The sequence below is a fragment of the Dolichospermum sp. LEGE 00246 genome, assembly GCF_015207865.1.
Taxonomy (GTDB): domain Bacteria; phylum Cyanobacteriota; class Cyanobacteriia; order Cyanobacteriales; family Nostocaceae; genus Dolichospermum; species Dolichospermum heterosporum.
Genome location: NZ_JADEWA010000055.1, coordinates 1 through 18,762 on the forward strand (window position 1 = coordinate 1; position 18,762 = coordinate 18,762).

The 18,762-nt window shown below is 38.2% G+C and carries 20 protein-coding genes; 12 read left to right on the forward strand and 8 right to left on the reverse strand.

Features of this window, described 5'->3' with window-relative positions:
- Positions 1 to 73 precede the first annotated feature (73 nt).
- Positions 74 to 790, forward strand: a complete 717-nt coding sequence (locus tag IQ228_RS06140) for a DevA family ABC transporter ATP-binding protein (protein ID WP_027400919.1) — start codon at positions 74 to 76, stop codon at positions 788 to 790.
- A gap of 130 nt (positions 791 to 920) precedes the next feature.
- Here IQ228_RS06140 and IQ228_RS06145 read toward each other — a convergent pair whose 3' ends face one another.
- Positions 921 to 1,709: a hypothetical protein gene (locus IQ228_RS06145; protein WP_152540406.1), complete on the reverse strand. Its 789-nt coding sequence runs from the start codon at positions 1,707 to 1,709 to the stop codon at positions 921 to 923.
- Between the two features lie 105 nt (positions 1,710 to 1,814).
- Here IQ228_RS06145 and IQ228_RS06150 point away from each other — a divergent pair, with 105 nt between their 5' ends.
- From IQ228_RS06150 to IQ228_RS06160, 3 genes are all read left to right on the forward strand, one after another.
- Positions 1,815 to 2,627 carry an HAD family hydrolase gene (locus IQ228_RS06150; RefSeq protein WP_051424213.1) on the forward strand — a complete coding sequence of 271 codons (813 nt, stop codon included), beginning with the start codon at positions 1,815 to 1,817 and terminating at the stop codon, positions 2,625 to 2,627.
- A gap of 653 nt (positions 2,628 to 3,280) precedes the next feature.
- Positions 3,281 to 3,619 carry a Mo-dependent nitrogenase C-terminal domain-containing protein gene (locus tag IQ228_RS06155; protein ID WP_027400916.1) on the forward strand — a complete coding sequence of 113 codons (339 nt, stop codon included), beginning with the start codon at positions 3,281 to 3,283 and terminating at the stop codon, positions 3,617 to 3,619.
- Positions 3,620 to 3,628: 9 nt separating this feature from the next.
- Positions 3,629 to 3,901, forward strand: coding sequence for a cupin domain-containing protein (locus IQ228_RS06160; RefSeq protein ID WP_027400915.1), 273 nt, complete (start codon positions 3,629 to 3,631; stop codon positions 3,899 to 3,901).
- A gap of 62 nt (positions 3,902 to 3,963) precedes the next feature.
- On the opposite strand, the gene IQ228_RS06165 is transcribed toward IQ228_RS06160, so the two are convergent.
- The 4 genes from IQ228_RS06165 to IQ228_RS06180 all read right to left on the reverse strand — a co-directional run bounded on the left by IQ228_RS06165 (position 3,964) and on the right by IQ228_RS06180 (position 6,598).
- Positions 3,964 to 4,551: a Uma2 family endonuclease gene (locus tag IQ228_RS06165; protein WP_193962419.1), complete on the reverse strand. Its 588-nt coding sequence runs from the start codon at positions 4,549 to 4,551 to the stop codon at positions 3,964 to 3,966.
- Positions 4,552 to 4,687: 136 nt separating this feature from the next.
- Positions 4,688 to 5,119 (reverse strand): NUDIX hydrolase, encoded by a 432-nt coding sequence (locus IQ228_RS06170; protein WP_027400913.1) that lies wholly within the window; start codon positions 5,117 to 5,119, stop codon positions 4,688 to 4,690.
- 8 nt (positions 5,120 to 5,127) lie between these two features.
- Positions 5,128 to 5,580, reverse strand: a complete 453-nt coding sequence (locus tag IQ228_RS06175) for a DUF3531 family protein (RefSeq protein ID WP_027400912.1) — start codon at positions 5,578 to 5,580, stop codon at positions 5,128 to 5,130.
- Positions 5,581 to 5,674: 94 nt separating this feature from the next.
- Positions 5,675 to 6,598, reverse strand: coding sequence for a Sll0314/Alr1548 family TPR repeat-containing protein (locus IQ228_RS06180; RefSeq protein ID WP_027400911.1), 924 nt, complete (start codon positions 6,596 to 6,598; stop codon positions 5,675 to 5,677).
- A gap of 444 nt (positions 6,599 to 7,042) precedes the next feature.
- Here IQ228_RS06180 and IQ228_RS06185 point away from each other — a divergent pair, with 444 nt between their 5' ends.
- The 7 genes from IQ228_RS06185 to IQ228_RS06215 all read left to right on the forward strand — a co-directional run bounded on the left by IQ228_RS06185 (position 7,043) and on the right by IQ228_RS06215 (position 14,685).
- A complete protein-coding gene (locus tag IQ228_RS06185) occupies positions 7,043 to 7,702 on the forward strand; it encodes an ABC transporter ATP-binding protein (protein WP_027400910.1) in 660 nt (219 codons plus the stop codon).
- Positions 7,703 to 7,917: 215 nt separating this feature from the next.
- Positions 7,918 to 8,673: a 16S rRNA (guanine(527)-N(7))-methyltransferase RsmG gene (gene rsmG, locus IQ228_RS06190; RefSeq protein ID WP_228043724.1), complete on the forward strand. Its 756-nt coding sequence runs from the start codon at positions 7,918 to 7,920 to the stop codon at positions 8,671 to 8,673.
- A gap of 146 nt (positions 8,674 to 8,819) precedes the next feature.
- Complete coding sequence (locus IQ228_RS06195) at positions 8,820 to 9,818, forward strand: bifunctional riboflavin kinase/FAD synthetase (protein WP_193962420.1); 999 nt, start codon at positions 8,820 to 8,822, stop codon at positions 9,816 to 9,818.
- A 1,044-nt stretch (positions 9,819 to 10,862) separates the two neighbouring features.
- On the forward strand, positions 10,863 to 11,771 hold the full coding sequence (locus IQ228_RS06200) for a MoxR family ATPase (protein ID WP_027400906.1): 909 nt from the start codon (positions 10,863 to 10,865) through the stop codon (positions 11,769 to 11,771).
- Positions 11,772 to 12,069: 298 nt separating this feature from the next.
- On the forward strand, positions 12,070 to 13,029 hold the full coding sequence (locus tag IQ228_RS06205; RefSeq protein ID WP_193962421.1) for a DUF4351 domain-containing protein: 960 nt from the start codon (positions 12,070 to 12,072) through the stop codon (positions 13,027 to 13,029).
- A gap of 176 nt (positions 13,030 to 13,205) precedes the next feature.
- Positions 13,206 to 13,982, forward strand: coding sequence for a sulfite exporter TauE/SafE family protein (locus IQ228_RS06210; RefSeq protein WP_027400905.1), 777 nt, complete (start codon positions 13,206 to 13,208; stop codon positions 13,980 to 13,982).
- A 523-nt stretch (positions 13,983 to 14,505) separates the two neighbouring features.
- Entirely contained in the window at positions 14,506 to 14,685 is a 180-nt protein-coding gene (locus IQ228_RS06215) for a hypothetical protein (protein ID WP_053541249.1), read from the forward strand.
- A 20-nt stretch (positions 14,686 to 14,705) separates the two neighbouring features.
- On the opposite strand, the gene rlmN is transcribed toward IQ228_RS06215, so the two are convergent.
- From rlmN to IQ228_RS06230, 3 genes are all read right to left on the reverse strand, one after another.
- Positions 14,706 to 15,776, reverse strand: a complete 1,071-nt coding sequence (gene rlmN, locus IQ228_RS06220) for a 23S rRNA (adenine(2503)-C(2))-methyltransferase RlmN (protein WP_193962422.1) — start codon at positions 15,774 to 15,776, stop codon at positions 14,706 to 14,708.
- A gap of 316 nt (positions 15,777 to 16,092) precedes the next feature.
- A complete protein-coding gene (locus tag IQ228_RS06225) occupies positions 16,093 to 16,926 on the reverse strand; it encodes a metallophosphoesterase (RefSeq protein WP_027400902.1) in 834 nt (277 codons plus the stop codon).
- Positions 16,927 to 17,151: 225 nt separating this feature from the next.
- Positions 17,152 to 17,820 carry a LuxR C-terminal-related transcriptional regulator gene (locus IQ228_RS06230; protein ID WP_027400901.1) on the reverse strand — a complete coding sequence of 223 codons (669 nt, stop codon included), beginning with the start codon at positions 17,818 to 17,820 and terminating at the stop codon, positions 17,152 to 17,154.
- Between the two features lie 103 nt (positions 17,821 to 17,923).
- Between IQ228_RS06230 and IQ228_RS06235 the strand changes: the two genes are divergently transcribed.
- A complete protein-coding gene (locus tag IQ228_RS06235) occupies positions 17,924 to 18,568 on the forward strand; it encodes a DUF3386 domain-containing protein (RefSeq protein WP_027400900.1) in 645 nt (214 codons plus the stop codon).
- The last annotated feature ends 194 nt before the right edge of the window (positions 18,569 to 18,762 follow it).

Here is an 18,762-nt window from a genome sequence, read left to right on the forward strand (position 1 = left end):
CCACTCCCCCCACTCCCAATACTCCCAATACTCCCCCTACTCCCAATACTCCTGACTCCTACACTCCCCTATTATGATCAACAAAGAACCTGTAATATCTATTAAAAATATCAATCACTACTACGGTAAAGGATCGCTGAGAAAACAGATTCTATTTGACATTAGTTTGGAAATATATGCCGGAGAAATTGTGATTATGACTGGACCATCTGGTTCAGGGAAAACGACTTTATTAAGTTTGATTGGTGGGTTAAGGTCAGTACAAGAGGGAAGTTTAAAATTTTTAGGTGATGAATTGTGTGGTGCTAGTCAAAACAAACTGGTACACATGAGACGTAAGATTGGTTATATTTTCCAAGCTCATAATTTATTGGGTTTTTTAACGGCTCGGCAAAATGTGCAAATGGCTGTGGAATTAAATAATAGTATTTCCCAATCAACGGCTATTTCTCAGTCAGAGGAAATGCTGGCATCTGTAGGTTTGCAAGAACGGGTTAACTACTATCCAGATAATTTATCTGGTGGACAAAAACAAAGAATAGCGATCGCTCGCGCCTTAGTCAATCATCCTCCCCTAGTTTTAGCCGATGAACCAACAGCCGCATTAGACAAACAATCAGGACGTGATGTAGTAGAAATCATGCAGCGTCTAGCCAAAGAACAGGGAACTGCCATCCTATTAGTAACTCACGACAACCGGATCTTAGATATTGCCGATCGCATTGTGGAAATGGAAGATGGTCTTCTTACTCGTGATGCTCAAAATATTCCTTCTAAGCATAACTCGTAATTTGGTTAAATACGCCTTATATTTTGCTAACCAAAAGTCTGTCTCTGTGTTGAATTTTCCGATATTTGTTAGTAATTTAAAGTGGTGATTATTTCTGAATCGTAACTGCATCAGATAAATCTACTAACTACTATTGTTTCGTCGGAGGAGTTTGACGGCTAGTTCTAAATGTCACATTTACCCCCTCATTTGACTGTTCTAGTACCAGCAACGGAGTCGGTTTAGCCTTTTGATCCCAGTGTATATAAACAATCCGACCTTGAATAGTAGGTTGCCAAGTATCGTCATCTTCCCTGGGGCTAAGGTATGTCTCTATACAATTAATGATTTGAGTAATGGTAGAAGAAGTAGCTTGAGTTGGTAACTTCACTAACCGAATTTGCGCTCGAAACAGCACCCGCTTGACAATGTTGGGCGCTACACCAGTTTCATACTCGACATCAAACGTTTCATCTACCTGCCTACCTGTGCTACTAGAAATCCCCACAGATCCTTGGTTAGCTTGGCTAGGACGCAGTGATAGAGAAATCTTATCTTTAACTTTGATTTTAATTTGATTAACTAGAGCAAAATGGAATACCTCCTCTGACATTCGCATCCGCAGATAATCTAGGTTAAATTCTCGTGAGTGAACTAAATCTGGATTAGTCTCCATTTTGCGAATAGTTTCCAAAGCCAACTTCAACTTTTTCTCTAATTCTCGCGTGCGGAATTGTTCAAATTTAAGTTTTTTGTCACCCCTTTGCAGGAGGATTCTGCCATAGGCAATCACAGCAACCAGCACTAAAACCATTCCTCCACCCGCAAATAGTAGCAATGGTAGAGGTAAACTCTGAGACTCGTGGATAACAGGTGAGACTTTATTTGTCTTTGTTGTCTTAGATCCAGAAGATTGAGCCAGAAAAATCGTACTAACCATAATTTACAACCTGAAATTATTAACTACTGATGTTTATAATACCCAAATCTTACTTAGTAGGTTGCTGTGGTATAAATATTTTTTACATTTTCTTGGTAATATCATATGTACAAACCTATTAGGGACTTGGATAAGCATCTTATTAATATACAGCAGTTGTCTGATATATCTACGCATTCATATCATATTTACCTACTGGCAACAGATATGGATGGGACACTCACTAAAAATGGCAAATTTACATCTCAATTACTAAATACTTTGGAGAGGCTATCCACAGCTAAAATTCCGGTCTTGATTGTTACTGGACGGTCTGCTGGATGGGTAAGCGCTATTAGTAGTTTAATGCCCATAGCCGGTGCGATAGCCGAAAATGGTGGTTTATTTTATCCATCAGATAATTCTGATCCAGTCACACTCACCCATATTCCTGACCTAGTTAACCATCGTCAAGATTTAGCCAAAACTTTTGTTAACTTACAAACTTATTTTCCACAAATTCAAGAATCCGCTGATAATTTATTTCGAGTCACAGACTGGACTTTCGATCTTACCTCACTGACAACCGAGGAACTACAAAAAATAGGTAATCTTTGTCAACAGATGGGTTGGGGATTTACTTACAGCAACGTTCAGTGTCATATTCAACCCCCAGGACAAAATAAAGCTGTCGGTTTATTAAAAGTTCTACGTCAATATTTTCCTACCTACTTCCCCGAACAGGTGATCACTGTTGGTGACAGTCCCAATGATGAAAGTTTGTTTAACCAGCGTTATTTTCCTATTTCCGTAGGTGTAGCAAATATACGCGGCTATGAAAATCAGTTACAACATCAACCTACATATATAACTACAGCAGCGGAAGGAGATGGTTTTTGCGAATTGTGTAGTTATATTCTAGAAAACTGTCAGATGTAGGGGCGCAGGGCCTGCGCCCAGTCACCGAGTCAGGAGTCAGAAGAAGAAAATTCCTTATTCCCTGTTCCCTGCGAGAAAGTAACCTCCACGACTTTTTTCTGAATCTGCTATCACCTAAAATTAATGTCATCATCTCCTAATGGTTATGCAGTCCAGCTAGAGGAGAAAGCTAGATACATCAGTGTTTCTAGCAATTCTCCCTGGAATTAAGTAATGGGACAGAATTAATTACACAATGTCATTGCGTTAGCGCAGCGTGGCGTTAGCCATATGAAACGAAGTGAAATGAAGTGAAATGAAGTGAAATGAAGCAATTCCAAGGGTTGTGATTGCTTCCCTTCGCTCGCAATGACTGTAAATATTTTTGTCCAATTACTTACTGTGCCGTTTCTCAAGCATTCATGGGGATTTTATATATAAAATTACTATATTCAATATCAGAAATCTATAAGCTAAGGCTATACCATTTTTATATTTTCTTTGTTATTTTGTATTCAACTGAACAGTTCTTCAACACAAAGCCAGTTTAAATAAAAATTAGTTCAACTACTTTACCGTTCTTTAAGTTCAGTGAAAATTTCCCAGATAATTTGTTGTGCAAATTGCCACATTGGCAAAATTTTATCAATCTCATCTACATAGGACTTACCATCATGCTAAAAACAAATAGTCAACCAATGATTCTCTCTAGTTTTGTCAACCCTATCAAAGAAACCCATTCAGTTAAAAATAAGTTTGATTTATTGCAAAAAATTCGTCAATGGTTCGACGAAATTGAAATTGATAATCCTCAAGTTGCTAGATTAATTGCTAAACTAATTCCTGCCCAATGTCCCTTTGAGCGTGATATCGTAGTTTTTGGTCGGAAAATTGCTCACATTCCGCCTATGTGCAAACTCAACCCACTGTATGAGCAGTTTGTCGGCTTGCGTTTTCGCGCATTATGTTATTTAGTAGATAAGTGTGGAGAAGACATCCAATCTTATTGTTAAATACAACTCATGGAAATTAAAGTCGTACATCAACCAAATCTTGCACATCTTAATGAGTTAGATGTATTCAACTGGCCAATTTGGGAAAAGGAAATATCTAAATTTTCTTGGACTTACGATGATCAAGAAACTTGCTACTTTTTAGCAGGTAATGTTGTTGTCACTCCTGATGGAGGACAAGCGGTACAAATGGGTAAGGGAGACTTAGTAACTTTTCCCGCTGGGATGTCTTGTACATGGGAAATTACCAGGGACGTAAAAAAACATTATTGCTTTGATTAGTATTTCTGCAATCTCAATAACTAATATCTGAAGAGATGGATTGGATATTATTGAGAGGTTGGCTAGGAAATTATTGATCCTAAAATATCATCTACAACTAAATTAACTTCGGGGAATGCTTGAATTGACATTTTTTCTCCTCGACTGAGTTTTTGAATGTCGCTATAACCATTTTCGCTAGGGTAGCGATAAACAATAATCGCTTGTTCATAAATATCAACTAACCAAACTTCAGTAATACCACTACTAGCATAGAGAGGAATTTTTACGTCTCTATCATATTCCAGACTGCTATCTGCAACTTCAATTAAGAGAAATACATCCTGGGGTTGAGGGTGTCCAGATTCATAAAAATCTGCACGAGGTTTCAGTAGTGCGATATCTGGTTGGGGTTCAGATAAGTTATTTAGGGTAATCGGATTTTGTACAGCAATTATGACTTTTTTACCCAGTAATTGCGAAAAAACTGAATTTAAACGATTTACACAAGCTGTGTGTCTTCTACCAATTGGTGACATTTCTATAATTTCTCCATTAATTAGTTCTACTTTATCATTTTCTGAAAAAATACCGGCTTCGCTCATTTGATGGTATTGAGAAACATTGAGACGAAAGGTGTTAAGGCGTGGTTTTGCTAATTGTAGAGTCATAATTAACTTCCTGTATTTACCTTTAGTTTTAATATAGCAATCTTGAGTGATTAAGATCCCCGACTTCTTAACTTAATTGATTATTTAGTGACAGGATAGAAAAATAATTCGGGGATCTAGGTTCGGGGATCTAAGTTTATAGATAATCAAAAAAGACTTCAGGAACTAATCGTAATTCACCAGATTTAAACCGAGAAATATCTACCCACAATGCGCGATGTTGACGTTCTGGTGTTTCTGCAAAAGTTAAACTTTCGATTTGATAAAACTGGGAATCAGCAAAGTCGCATTCATAGAGTTGAATGATTTCATGTCCTTGTCTACCGTCAAAGGTAAATAAGTTCTCAATACAAGTTAAATAGCGAATATTTGTTAATTCTGCTTGAATTTCTTCTTGAAATTCTCTAGCTAAGGCTATGCGGCTAGTTTCGCCAAATTCTACACCACCACCTAAAGCCCGATAGAATGTTGATTGTTTTGTCGAATCGAATCCTTCAGAAACAAATATTCTATTACCATCTCGGATGAGTGCTAAAACAATCACCCGAATTTGACCTTCTTTATTCATAACTACAATTAATTATCGTAAATGGAAGAGGGACGACTTTCACTATCTTCTGTAGACCAATCTGGATTTTCGCCACCAATGTATAGTTCTTCAATAGTGACGTATTCTTCAGTTAGTTGAGTGAGGGCGTTGATGAGAATATCTAAGGCGATCGCATCACTTGTACCTAAATCAAACCAGCAACGCCCCCATTCTCCTTCGTATTCAAATTCACCCATGTTGTGCATCAAAGCCATTAAACTTTTATCATAGCCTTTGGTATCATAGTCCATATAGCTGATATCAAGTCCTGTGTCTTGGATTTGCAAATTTTCAGCATTAAATCCCCCTAATTTACCTAGATAAAACCAGGAATTGAATACTTCTTCTACATATTGTTTTTCCCTTTGGGAGGGAACATTGCTGAACTTAAACCAAATCCAAACATCAAAAGGATTAAACTCGCGGAATTGAATTTGCATTTTTGTAATGGGTAATGGGTAATGGGTAATGGGTAATGGGTAATTGGTAGAATCAGAATTTTATAACAACTGACTACTGACTACTGACTACTGACTACTGACTACTAAAAGCCTGATTGCGTTCATGTTCAATTTGTTTGACTAAATTAGCAGGAAGTTGAGATTTTTTGGCTAATGCTTTGTCAAAATAAGTTATTGCTTCCTTAATTAAATTCTGGCTTTTTTCCGCTTTCCCCTTTTCATGGAGAATTTGGGCTTTAAGATAGTAAATTTCTGGGTTGTCAGCAGTTGTTTTTAAGGCGCGGTTGACATAATCTAAAGCTTGGGAGTATTGTTTTAAATCTCGATAAGCTAAAGCAATACCTCTATTTACTAAATAATTAGGAGCAGCATTTTTTTCCAATCTTTCAATTACTTGATCTGGACTAGTAAAAGGTAGATTCACAGCTAACATTAAATCCATATAGCCGCGAATCAAGTTTAACTCTGGATCATTGGCAGAAATCTCTTCGGCTCTGTCAAGATAGGTATAGACTTTCCGCAACCGACTTAAAGCTTGGGGGACACCATTTACAGTTCCTTCTCGATTCAAAATTACCGCCCCTGTTAAAAAATGACCAACCGCAGTATATAAGTTACCACGCAATGGATCACTGGCGATCAGATTTTGTCCAGTTTCTAGAGTTTTGCTGCTGTATTTTTCTAAACTAGCACTATCTTGATTTTGATATGCTAAAGAAGCCTGAATGGCGTAAATTAGAGGTTCATTGGGTTCGCTAGAGGCGGCTTTTTGTAAAGCATCTTTGGCTGTGGGATAATTTCCTTGTTGAAAAATAGCATGAAAAGCGGCTTCTGTGCGATCGCCAATTTTCCGCGATTCTCGACCCCGAAAGGGATCACCCGCAAAGGAGGGATTTACGAACATATTCAAAAGGATGGAAGTAGTCACAGTCACACTTAATAAAGTAGGCGATCGCCAAAATATCCTTAATTGAGGAATTAAAAACTGTTTAAACATAATAGCCTTTCTGAATAATTACGGTTGAAATTGTTGTATCTATTACCTAAAATGCCAAAATAGTGAATTATAAATTAGTCTATTTCCGCCAAAAATTTTCATATACTAAACACGGGTGAGATTTATTTTGCCAAATGACAAAGAACCCAGATATGTAGGGGTAAAGCAAGAGCTTCATAGGTGTTAACTTAAGCTCAAATCCTGATGATATCTCGTTCCCAGTCTCTGACTGGGAATGCTATTACAGAGGCTCTGCCTCTGTTTTCATAGAAGGCAGAGCCTTCTAGAATTCATTCCCATACAGAGTATGGGAACGAGAAAGGGTGAAACTGATATTTTACAAGGCTTTCACGTTAAGTTAACACCAATGAAGCTCTTGCTTTACCCCTACGTTTAGAATCAAACAATCAAGCCGTTTTGAGTATAACTTGGTAATTTACACAAATGCTCTATCTTAGAAATCTAACTTATCATCCCACAGCCTGCCCAAAAGCCATTCTCCAAGCTATAAATTTAGAATTACCACCCCAGAAACTAGGTTTAATTATTGGTCCTAGCGGTTCGGGTAAAAGCACCTTATTAGAAATTTTATCTGGATTGGCTAACCCTACTGCTGGTGGGGTTTTTTGGCGAGAACAGGGACTCATAGCCGAACAATTACAACAATTAGCAGGTTTAGTATTTCAATTTCCAGAACGCCATTTCTGCGGGGGGACAATTTTAGAAGAATTACGCTTAGGACATCCTGAACTGGGAACAGAACAGGTTAAACAAGCATTAACAGAAGTCGGATTAGATCATTTATCCTTATCTGTATCACCTCATACTTTAAGCGGTGGACAACAGCGACGTTTGGCTTTAGCGGTACAATTGATTCGCCAACCAAATTTATTATTATTAGATGAGCCTACAGCGGGTTTAGATTGGTCAATGCGTCGCCAACTGATAAATCTACTAGCCAAACTAAAAAAAGATTGGACACTGTTAGTTGTAACACATGATGCAGGTGATATGTTACCAATAGCTGATTATTGTTGGACATTAGATCATGGGGTTTTAACATCAGGAGTCAGGAGTCAGGGAGAAGAGGTAAAATCTGCTTGAGACTAAATTAATTTTAATAAATTTTAAACGCAGATAAACGCGGATAAACGCAGATGAAGAGGGATAAATTAGAGTTCTCCAATTAAAAAAATATCCTAAAATTTATTGTGGTGCGCTTCTCTTAATGGATTTTATGATTTTGTGCAGCCTCACATAAAATTGGGATAAGACTGGATTTTTCACTAAAGATAACTTAAAGAAATTAATTTTCACCAATGAATTTAGAATCTTTACCAATAGCTAATTTGCCAGAAATGGCGGAAATATGGCAAAAAACTCTGAACTGGCAACCAACAGTTTTGCAAAAAAATCAATTTCAACAACTTTATCAATTAATTATTGCTGGAAATCGTCAACTTAATTTAACTCGCATTACTGAACCTGATGAATTTTGGGAAAAACATCTTTGGGATTCTTTACGGGGAATTGCACCTAAACAAGTATTTATTCCTGGGATTGAACAGGGTAAGCGGATAATTGATATTGGTACGGGTGCGGGTTTTCCTGGTATCCCCATTTCCCTGATTTTTCCTAATTCTCAAGTTACACTTTTAGATTCTACGGGTAAGAAAATTACCTTTATCGAGACAGTTTTATCAGCACTTACTCTAAGTAATACCAAAGCTTTACTGAGTAGAGTGGAAGAAATTGGTCAACAAATTCAACACCGACAACAGTATGATCTGGCTGTAATCCGGGCTGTGAGTAATGTTTCTGCTTGTGCGGAATATTCCTTACCTTTGGTGAGAAAAGGCGGTTTGGCGGTAATTTATCGCGGTACTTGGACTCAAGCAGAAAATGAAAGTTTAGAGGCTGCTGTTGAGCAATTAGGTGGAGTCATTGAATTAATTGAGGAATTTTCCACTCCTTTGAGTAATAGTATTCGTCATTGTCTTTATTTGCGAAAAGTATCCAGCACACCAATTAGTTTTCCCCGTGGGGTTGGTATACCTAACCAAAAACCAATTTAATCAACGGACTTCTCGATTTTAGATTAGATTGGTGATTAGATATCTAACAGCGCGAGAGCGTCAACATCGTTATAAATGGCTGAACCAAAGGTTCAACAGTAGCTAAACGCTGATAGCGAAAATAAACCTAAAATCCCAAAATCCAAGTGTTAAATTTGTCTCAAAATGGGTGTTCTGTACGGGTTGCTTCTTCGACAGAAGAACTGCTGACACCAACTGCTGTTGCTCTTGGCAAATTTGATGGTGTTCATCTTGGTCATCAAAGAGTGATTCAGCCAGTATTGCAGTCAGCATGGGGTGAGGAGAATTCAGTCCGCCCCTACTCAACAGTTGTTACATTTGATCCCCATCCCCAAGAGTTTTTTACTGGACTTCCCCGTGATTTGTTAACACCACTAGATGAAAAAGTTGCACAATTGCGATCGCTTGGGGTAGAACAATTGGTATTATTACCTTTTGATAGAGAACTATCTGCCCTTTCTCCCGAAGAATTTGTCGATAAAATCCTAGTTCAACAACTGCAATGTCAACAAATTAGCGTGGGACAAGACTTTTGTTTCGGCAAAAAGCGCATGGGTACTGCTCAAGACTTGCAAGCGCTCGCAGCGAAATACAACATACCCGCAACAATAGTTCCTATAAAAACTGATACAAATATTTCGCCAGCAACAGATGATGCTCGCATCAGCACCTCATTAATCCGAGAAAGTTTGGAAGTAGGTGATATTCCCAAAGCAAATCGGCTTTTGGGAAGACCTTACACTCTCATAGGTGAAGTAGTAACAGGTCAAAAATTAGGGAGAACTATCGGTTTTCCTACCGCCAACATTCAACTACCAAAAGACAAATTTTTACCCCGTCATGGTGTTTACGCTATTGAGGCAATTATCCATAATGAAACTCCAGATAAATCTCCCACTCAGCAATTTGGAGTCATGAATATCGGCAACCGTCCCACAGTTAATGGTATAGATATTCGTGTAGAAGTACATTTATTAGATTGGTCTGGTGATTTGTATGGAAAAAATTTGCTGGTACAACTAGTAAAATTTTTGCGCCCCGAACAGAAATTTCCTTCCTTAGAAGCGCTGAAAAACCAAATTCAACTTGATTGTACAGCAGCTAAAGAAATTTTTAGTTGTTAATGCTGAATTGGGGATTTAGTCCGCGCAGGCGGACTTTGTTTGTATAGCCGCGAATTTTATTCGCCAGGGCTTCTTTCGCATTTTCTCTGACACGATATAAGATAAAAACTTGACGCTTTAATACAAATTTTCGTATAATTGCTGCCAAATATCAATCCGCTTGTTTGGTTTTCATGTTTTACACAAACTCACATAAGCCCTATTTTGAACATGAACAGCAAAATCTTCTGGAAGCTTAGTATAGCCATGAATTTATCGCTATCTATGGTGTTTTGTGACTTTTCAAAGTTCCAATTAATACCTACAGCAATAGCGCAGACAAATAATTCCTCGGTTTTAGGATGTTGGATTACTGCATATAACTCTGGTGAGAAACTTACCAAAATAACACTGAAAATCTATGGAAACAATAGATGGCAATCAAAAATAAAGCACGAGAACCCCATACTACGGTCTGATACGATGTCAGGTAAATGGTATGTTCAAGGATCTCAGTTAGTAACTGAAGCTGAAAACGGAGCAAAGGGTACTTTGGTGTTACTTAATTACAATCAACTTCAATGGGGTGATCTTGTCTTTAAAAGATGCAATTAATTAAGCAGTTTTAGGCGTTGCTGATTAAGGGTATGAATTTTAGTCTCACGCAAAGGCGCAAAGACGCAAAGGTAAGATTTTTAAAGGTTCAATTTGGAAATTTCATACCTCGATTCAGCAACGCCCAGTTTTAATTATAAAACCTCTCAAACTCTCATTTTTCCATGTACTCTGTGCCTGAAGTGGTTAGATATTTGGTGACTCAGTAATAACCGATTTTCTATGAATTTTGGGTTCATGTCTGCTTTCAATACTTGTCGGTTTAGGAAATATAGGTTGGTTTGAGCAATAGTGAAACACGACGTGATCAAGGACTTTGTTGGGTTTCGTTCCTCAACCCAACCTACCATAGAAGTGGATTAGTGTTAAAAATAGTGATTGAGACATTTCTGGATTCTAAAATCCTTTTTTATACTTCATAATTCCTTCTACATTTCCCCCAGGTACTACATGAGAGAAAAAATTGACGCTTTAACACAAAATTTGGCTCGTACCATCGTTGGTAAACATGAAGCTATACGCTTAGTAATAGTAGCTGTACTGGGTGGTGGTCATGCTTTATTAGAAGATGTCCCCGGTGTCGGTAAAACCCTTTTAGCCAAATCTCTGGCTCGTTCTGTAGATGGTAAATTTCAACGGTTACAATGTACCCCTGACTTACTCCCTACAGATATCACTGGTACAAATATTTGGAATCCTAAAACTGGGGAATTTACATTTCTACAAGGTCCTGTATTTGCTAACGTCCTATTAGCGGATGAAATTAACCGCGCTACACCCCGTACCCAGTCAGCTTTACTGGAAGTAATGGAAGAACATCAAGTCACAGTTGATGGTGTTTCTCGTCTAGTTCCTCAGCCATTCTTTGTAATTGCTACCCAAAACCCCATTGAGTACCAAGGGACGTTTCCCCTCCCAGAAGCGCAAATGGACAGATTTATGCTGTCTTTAAGTTTGGGTTATCCTTCGGAATCTGAAGAAATGCAAATGCTGCAAAATCTGCAAGCTGGTTTAAAGGTTGCTGATTTACAGCCTTGTATTACTTTAGAAGAAGTCCAAGCATTACGCCAAGCTTGTTCCCAAGTCAAGGTAGAAGCATCTTTGCAACAATACATTTTAGAATTGGTGCGGACTACTAGACAGGATGAAGAAATCACTCTTGGTGTTAGTCCTCGTGGTACTGTAGCTTTACAAAAAGCCGCTCAAGCCTTGGCTTTTATTTTAGGTAGGGAATATGCTCTTCCTGATGATGTTAAGTTTCTCGCACCGCACGTTCTTTGTCATCGTCTGATTCCTAGAGGGGGACGCAATACAAAAACTATAGTTGAACGATTATTACGATCTGTGCCTATTCCTTAATATAAAATATTACGGGGGGTACAACCTCCCAAAAACCTATTTTGACTGGGAATTTTAGATTTTGGATTTTAGATTTTAGATTAAAAAATTGCTTCTATTGCTCCCAATATTTTCGGTAAAATATGGCTGAAACTATTGCTATGATTGGATTTGAGGTTTTAATTTTTGCAAAATAGGCGGAGTGTTTTGCGATCGCAGATTAATTTGCATCAAACCCATATCCAGCAATGGTTATGGATGCCTAATCAGGATGTTTGATCACAAGGAAAGCGGTAGAACCATTATTACTAAATAACACATGACCAAAGAACGAAAAAGAGCCGACCAAGACAGTCCCTGGAAAGAAATATTAGAAGCATACTTTCCCCAAGCAATGCAATTTTTCTTCCCGCAAACAGCCGCATTAATTAACTGGGAAATACCCCACGAATTTCTAGATAAAGAATTTCAACAAATAGCTCGCAACGCTGAACAAGGAAGAAGATATGCGGATAAATTAGTCAAAGTGTGGCAACACCAAGGAGGAGAAATTTGGCTGTTGATACATATAGAAATTCAGGCAAAATCTGAAGAACTCTTTCCTGAAAGGATGTTCTCCTACAACCTACGAATTTTTGACCGTTTTGGCAAACCTGCCATTAGTCTTGCTATTTTATGTGATGCAGATCCCAAATGGCGACCAAACCAATACAATTATAATTATCCTGATACCAGGTTAAACTTTGAATTTGGTACAGTCAAATTGCTAGATTACCAAAACCGTTGGACAGAATTAGAAGCCAGTGATAATCCTTTTGCAACGGTGGTAATGGCACATTTAAGAACACAACAAACCCGTAAAAAACCACAAGAACGCAAAACCTGGAAATTTAGCTTAATTCGCCGATTGTATGAACAAGGATTGCAAGAAAAGGATATTCGTAACCTTTACCGTTTTATAGACTGGGTTATGATGTTACCAAAAGCATTAGAAGCAGAGTTTTGGCAAGATTTTAAACAATTTGAACAGGAGCGAACTATGACTTATATTACTACAGGTGAGCGCATTGGCTACGAGCGAGGAATAGCAGAAGGTAAACAGGAAGGTGAGCAAAATCTTGTGATTCGACTACTACAAAAACGGGTAGGAAATTTACCGGAAGAAATTAGGAAAAAAATTCAAACTCTTTCTTTAAATCAGTTGGAATCACTCGGTGAGGCATTGCTAGATTTTACAGCTATTGAGGATTTATTCAACTGGTTAGAATCTCATCAGTAAAAATATATTTTGTGGGCAAGATGCCCGCAAAATATACAAAATAATCCAAATTAAATCCAGCACAGCTTATTTTTATCCCTTGGGTTGAGGCAAAAAACAACATTATCTGATTTTATTTTTGATATTACATTTAGAAAGGTATTTAACGGTATAACTAGGTTTATTAATTACAAAAAATGCCGCAGGATTTAACTTTGATTCATAGTTTGCTTCTCTTTAGTACCGCGTTCATTGCCGGTGGACTCAATGCTGTCGCGGGTGGTGGTAGTTTCATTACATTTCCTACCCTAATATTTACGGGTGTCGCACCAATTAACGCTAATGCTACAAATAATACTGCTTTGTGGATAGCAGCGATCGCTAGTGCAAGGGCATATCGTCAAGACTTGAATATTGAAAAAAGACAATTATTATTACTAGCCGGCACAAGTTTAGTTGGTGGTGTGATTGGTTCAGTGGCTTTGTTATATACATCACCGGATGTGTTTAAAAAGATGCTGCCCTATTTATTACTATCAGCAACATTAATATTTACATTCAGTGAATCTCTAAAAAACTGGCTGCAACTTCAGAGTAAAAATGATATTTCTGCACCGCCACCTTTATTGATTCTCCTAATTTCTCAATTAGCAATCTCTATATATGGTGGTTTTTTTGGTGCGGGTGTAGGCATTTTAATGTTGGCAACTTTAACCTTTTTAGGGATTAAAAATATTCACTCTATTAATGCTTTTAAAACTTTATTAGGTAGTTGCATTAATGGTGTGGCTATTATTCCCTTTATGTTCGCTAATTTGATTGCTTGGCATCAAGTTATTATAATGGCGGTTGGTGGTTCTCTGGGTGGTTATTTATGCGCTCATTTTGCCCGCAGACTAGAACCTAATTTGGTGCGGAAATTTGTGATAGTGGTGGCTTTTGGGATGACTACTTACTTTTTTATTCATGGTTAAGTAGGTGGATACAATTATACTCAAAACGGCTTATCTGTTGCCTTCCACAACCGCCAGGGAATAAATTCCCTGTCTCATAGCTCAAGTCCGTTAAAACGGACTAAGTAGGGCTTGCTATTAGTGTAGTGTGGCGTTAGCCATATAAACCTACAGCCAAGACGCATAGAGAGTTTCATCTGTATGACTTGTGGGAGGGGTGTCTTGTTTATGCAAATATTAATTAAATATAAAACTATTGATTTTGTGACTTTGATTACAGTTTTTCCTATCTAGTAACGCTTGAATGGAAAAATAACCTATTTTTTCCCAAAAAATAAACAGGACTGTCTCAAGGATTACACCATAGGGATCACGGCTAATCTAAGAAAAGTTAGATCTAAAGTAAATTTATATATCTGAGGCATGATGATAAAAATTATCAAGTTTAAGATAATGACCAAAGATATCAACTTTTTTACATTGACAATAATTAAACAGGTTTTTTCGCTTTTTCTCAAAAGTTATTAATTTCAGGGGTTTTAAAATGCAAGCATCACAAAAGATTCATTGCCCAAATTGCGGTAGTGCGGCTGAACGTCACTATATTGCTGATAGTCAAGTTACCAGAACACAATGTCCTAGTTGCGATTATTTGATGATCACTTGCACTCGCACGGGTAAGGTGATTGAGGCTTATGCACCAGGAATTTATGCTAGGAAATAATTGACAATTTTATTGACAAATTACCTTTTTGTTGTTCTTAATTGTCCACAAGCAGCGTCGGCTTCTAAACCGCGAGAATAACGGACACTGACGGCGGTATTTTGTTGTTGAAGAACGTTGACAAAGGCTTCGATTCGGTCGCGGGTTGGTCTTTTATAATCTACTTCTTCTATGGGATTGTAGGGGATTAAGTTAACGTGACTTTGAAATCCTCGCAGACGTTTTGATAGTTCTAAGGCGTGTTCCGGTAAGTCGTTGACTCCAGCGAGAAGTATGTATTCAAAGGTAACTCTGCGTCCAGTTATTTCTACGTATTCTCGACATTCTGCGAGTAAGTCTTCTATGGGGTAGGGTTTAGCACTGGGAATGAGTTGTTCCCGTAATGCTTGGTTGGGTGCGTGGAGGCTGACAGCGAGGGTAATTTGCAGTTGGTGTGCGGCGACTTGCAAAATGCGATCGCGGATGCCTACAGTAGATAGTGTCAGCGATCGCGCCCCAATTCCGATATCTTGATTAATGGATTTAATTGCTGAAATCACATTTTCCGTATTCAACAATGGTTCACCCATACCCATGAATACGACGTTACTCACCCGTTCTTGAAAATCTTCTTGGACAGTCAGGACTTGATCAACAATTTCCGCACGGGTAAGATTACGCTTATAGCCACCTTTCCCAGTCGCACAGAAATCACAAGCCATTGGACAGCCGACTTGAGTAGAAACGCAGACTGTTAACCGTTTATCGCTGGGAATACCCACTGTTTCCACAATTTCCCCGTCAACTAATTTGAGGAGATATTTGACGGTATCATCGGGGGCAACGGAACGGTAATGTAGAGAAGAACGACCTATGGGAATATCTGCAACTTCCAAACGCCAATTTTTCGGAAATACAGAAATATCAGCGAGCGATCGCACACCCTTATTATAGATCCAATCATGCAATTGCTTACCCCGATAACCAGGTTGTCCCTGCTGCTGTACCCAAGCAGTTAACTCCGTCACGGAAGCACCAAGGAGAGGGGGGAGAAGTTCAGACTCAACGGAGTTAGGTGAATCTAGCTGAGATACAAGCGGCGTAGCAGACATAAGAAATTACAAGTTGATGCTAATTTTTTATTCTACTATATTGTTTTTGGGTATTGCTGAATTGAGGTATGAAAATCAAAAATTCCCTTTCTGAAACTCTTAATCTTTGCGCCTTTGCGCCTTTGCGTGAGACTAACTCATACTTTCATTCACCAACGCCTGTTTTTGTTTCGCGCAATCTCGCTGAGAGATCCCACAGGGTAGGGGCAAAGAAGCAAAGGAAGAAATTATTCATCCGTCTTCATCCGTCTTCATCTGCGTTTATCTGCGTTTATCTGCGTTTATCTGCGTTTATCTGCGGTTAAATATTCTATATTTACGGGGAGACTTCTAAGGTAATAATAGTAACCTCTGGTGGACAAAATAACCGTCCGGGGAAATAAGTTCCTAAGCCTCGATTTACATATAATTGATTATTTCCCACTATATGTAAACCCTCTGACCATTGCCAATGGCTTAATATAGAATGGGTTTTCCGTAAAAATGGTAATTTACGGATAAGTTTTTTGGGGATTTTTTTGACTATTTTTGCATAGTAAATCATGGCGGGTCCCAGACCAGGAATTACGATTTGTCCACCATGACTATGACCAGATAATTGTAAATCTACTCGCCATTTTTTCAGGATTTCGGCTGTATCTGGGTGATGAGATAAGACAATCCGAGGTGTAGTCGAATCGAGTTGATTCATAATTGCTTCTGGATTAAATTCTCGTGAATAAAAATCCGCTAATCCCACTAAAGGTAATTTTTCTCCCAAGGGGTAAGCAATTTGATTCCAAAGTACATTAATCCCCACATTTGTTAAAGCATTTGTAATTTCTAATTTTGAACTAGGATAATAAATATCATGATTGCCAAGGATAGCATAGACACCATAGCGACTTTCTAGATTTTTTAGTCGTGATGCTAGTTGGTGAATTGGTTTAGCGATTGTGTTAACATAGTCGCCAGTTAAAATAACTAAATCTGGTTTTGCGGCATTACTAACGGCAATTGCTTCTGTTAACATTTTTTCTGATAATAGACCATTATCATAGTGAAAATCTGACATTTGTACCAGCTTTAATCCTGCTAGTGATAGAGGTAAGTTGGGGATTTTTACTGTCAATTTTTCTGTACTCAAAGCTCCAGTTAATAATTTGTGCATAATAATTCCGTAGTTTGGGTTAATGCCGGGAAACCCAACATTTTAAACCTTGGTTGGGTTGCTGTCGCTGAAACCAACCGACAATTATCAGAATATAATCGTATTTGTTTATACATTAACAAAAGATTTTGATATTAACTGTATCCAAAGAGTAATATATTTGAATACTCAGATCCCCGATTTCTTAAAGAAATCGGGGATCTATGCTCTATCATTTTTTTATAGCTATGAGGAAACTAATCTATCTTGTAGTTTTGCTACCATTTCCGCACGAGTGGAAACGTCTAATTTACGGAACATCCTTTTTAAAGCTTGCTTGACAGAATTTTGAGTAATCCATAATTTAACGGCTATTTCCCCATTAGTTAAACCTTGGGCTACTAATCTGGCAATTTCTAATTCCCGCGCTGTCAGGGGACAATTACCAGCAGATGCAAAGGTTTTTGGTTGTGCTTGGAGTGTGGCCATTTTTGCTGATAAATGTAAACAAACTGCACTTAAATCAGCTAAATCATTACTATCAAAGGGCTGACTTCCGGGGTCACGAGCAAAATTTAAAGTCCCCACTAATTGACCATTACAAACTATCGGACCAGTCATCACGTGTTCGTGACGAGTGCAATAGTTTTTCCAGTCTTCTGGGGATAAAATTAATTGCTCGTGGGTGGGGGCGTGACGTTCGACAACATAACGGCCAATGGGGTTAGCTTCTAAGCAGACAGCAGGAATTTCGGGAATTTCAATTTGAGTATTTAATTGGTCATCTAGGAGATCAATACCCCAATGTTGTACTGCAAAATGGTCGCCAATGGTATCCATGAGAGCTAGTTTTAATTCTTGCTCATTTTGGACATTGGCGATCGCTTGGAAAATGGCGTGGAGAGTTTTAGCCATAAGTGTACCCATTTGGGGTCTATGCGAACCTCGATAATTACCTCTATGCTAATACCAGCAACGATAAAAAGCTATTTTAACTTGTAACGAGAGGACAAGCACGATGACAGTTACTCAAATCTCAGCCCAAGAACTTTTTCAGGCTGCCTATCAAAACCGTTATACTTGGGATGGAAATTTCCCTGGCTATACCGCAGATATTACTTATAAGTATGATGACCAAGTGATCAAAGGTCAAGTGCGGATTGATGCCAATATGAAGGCAGAAGTTCTGAATGTGGAAGACGAAGCTGCTAAAAAAGCCATTCATGGACAAGCTTGGGAAATCGCCGTTCACCGTGTCCGTCGGGCGTTTGCACAGACTCACGGCGCAAATACTTTTAGATATGGTAGCAAGGATGCAAACGGCGCAGTAGAGATTTTTGTTGGTGGAAAGTCGGAAGGAGATAAGTACAAAGTGCGTAACAATGAAGTTTGCCACGTTCACCGTTTAATTCACGGTACTTTTGTGACTATTGACACTTTCAGCAGTCACGAAACTGGAGAAGGATATCTTTCTCACACATACAATTCTGTTTACCATGACCCGGAAACCGGCGCTCAAAAGGGCGGTAAAAGCGATTTTACTGATGAATATGAAAAGGTAGGTAATTACTACATTCTCAACCGTCGGGAAATTCGCACGGAAATCGCAGAACGTATTTCCATTCAAGATTTCATCTTTTCTAATATTGAGTTGTTAGGTTAGGTTTTTGAATAGTCTTTGACAATCTCAGTTTTAAGTCTCTATCTTCAATGAACCCACAATGATTACATACACGGGTTCTAGTTGATAGGGACTTTTTGATTTATTTTGTCTGAATCAGGATTTCCAGGATGAAAAATACTGTAAAATATGTGATAATTGATTATAAAAACTACTATATATGTCTTCTTTATTAT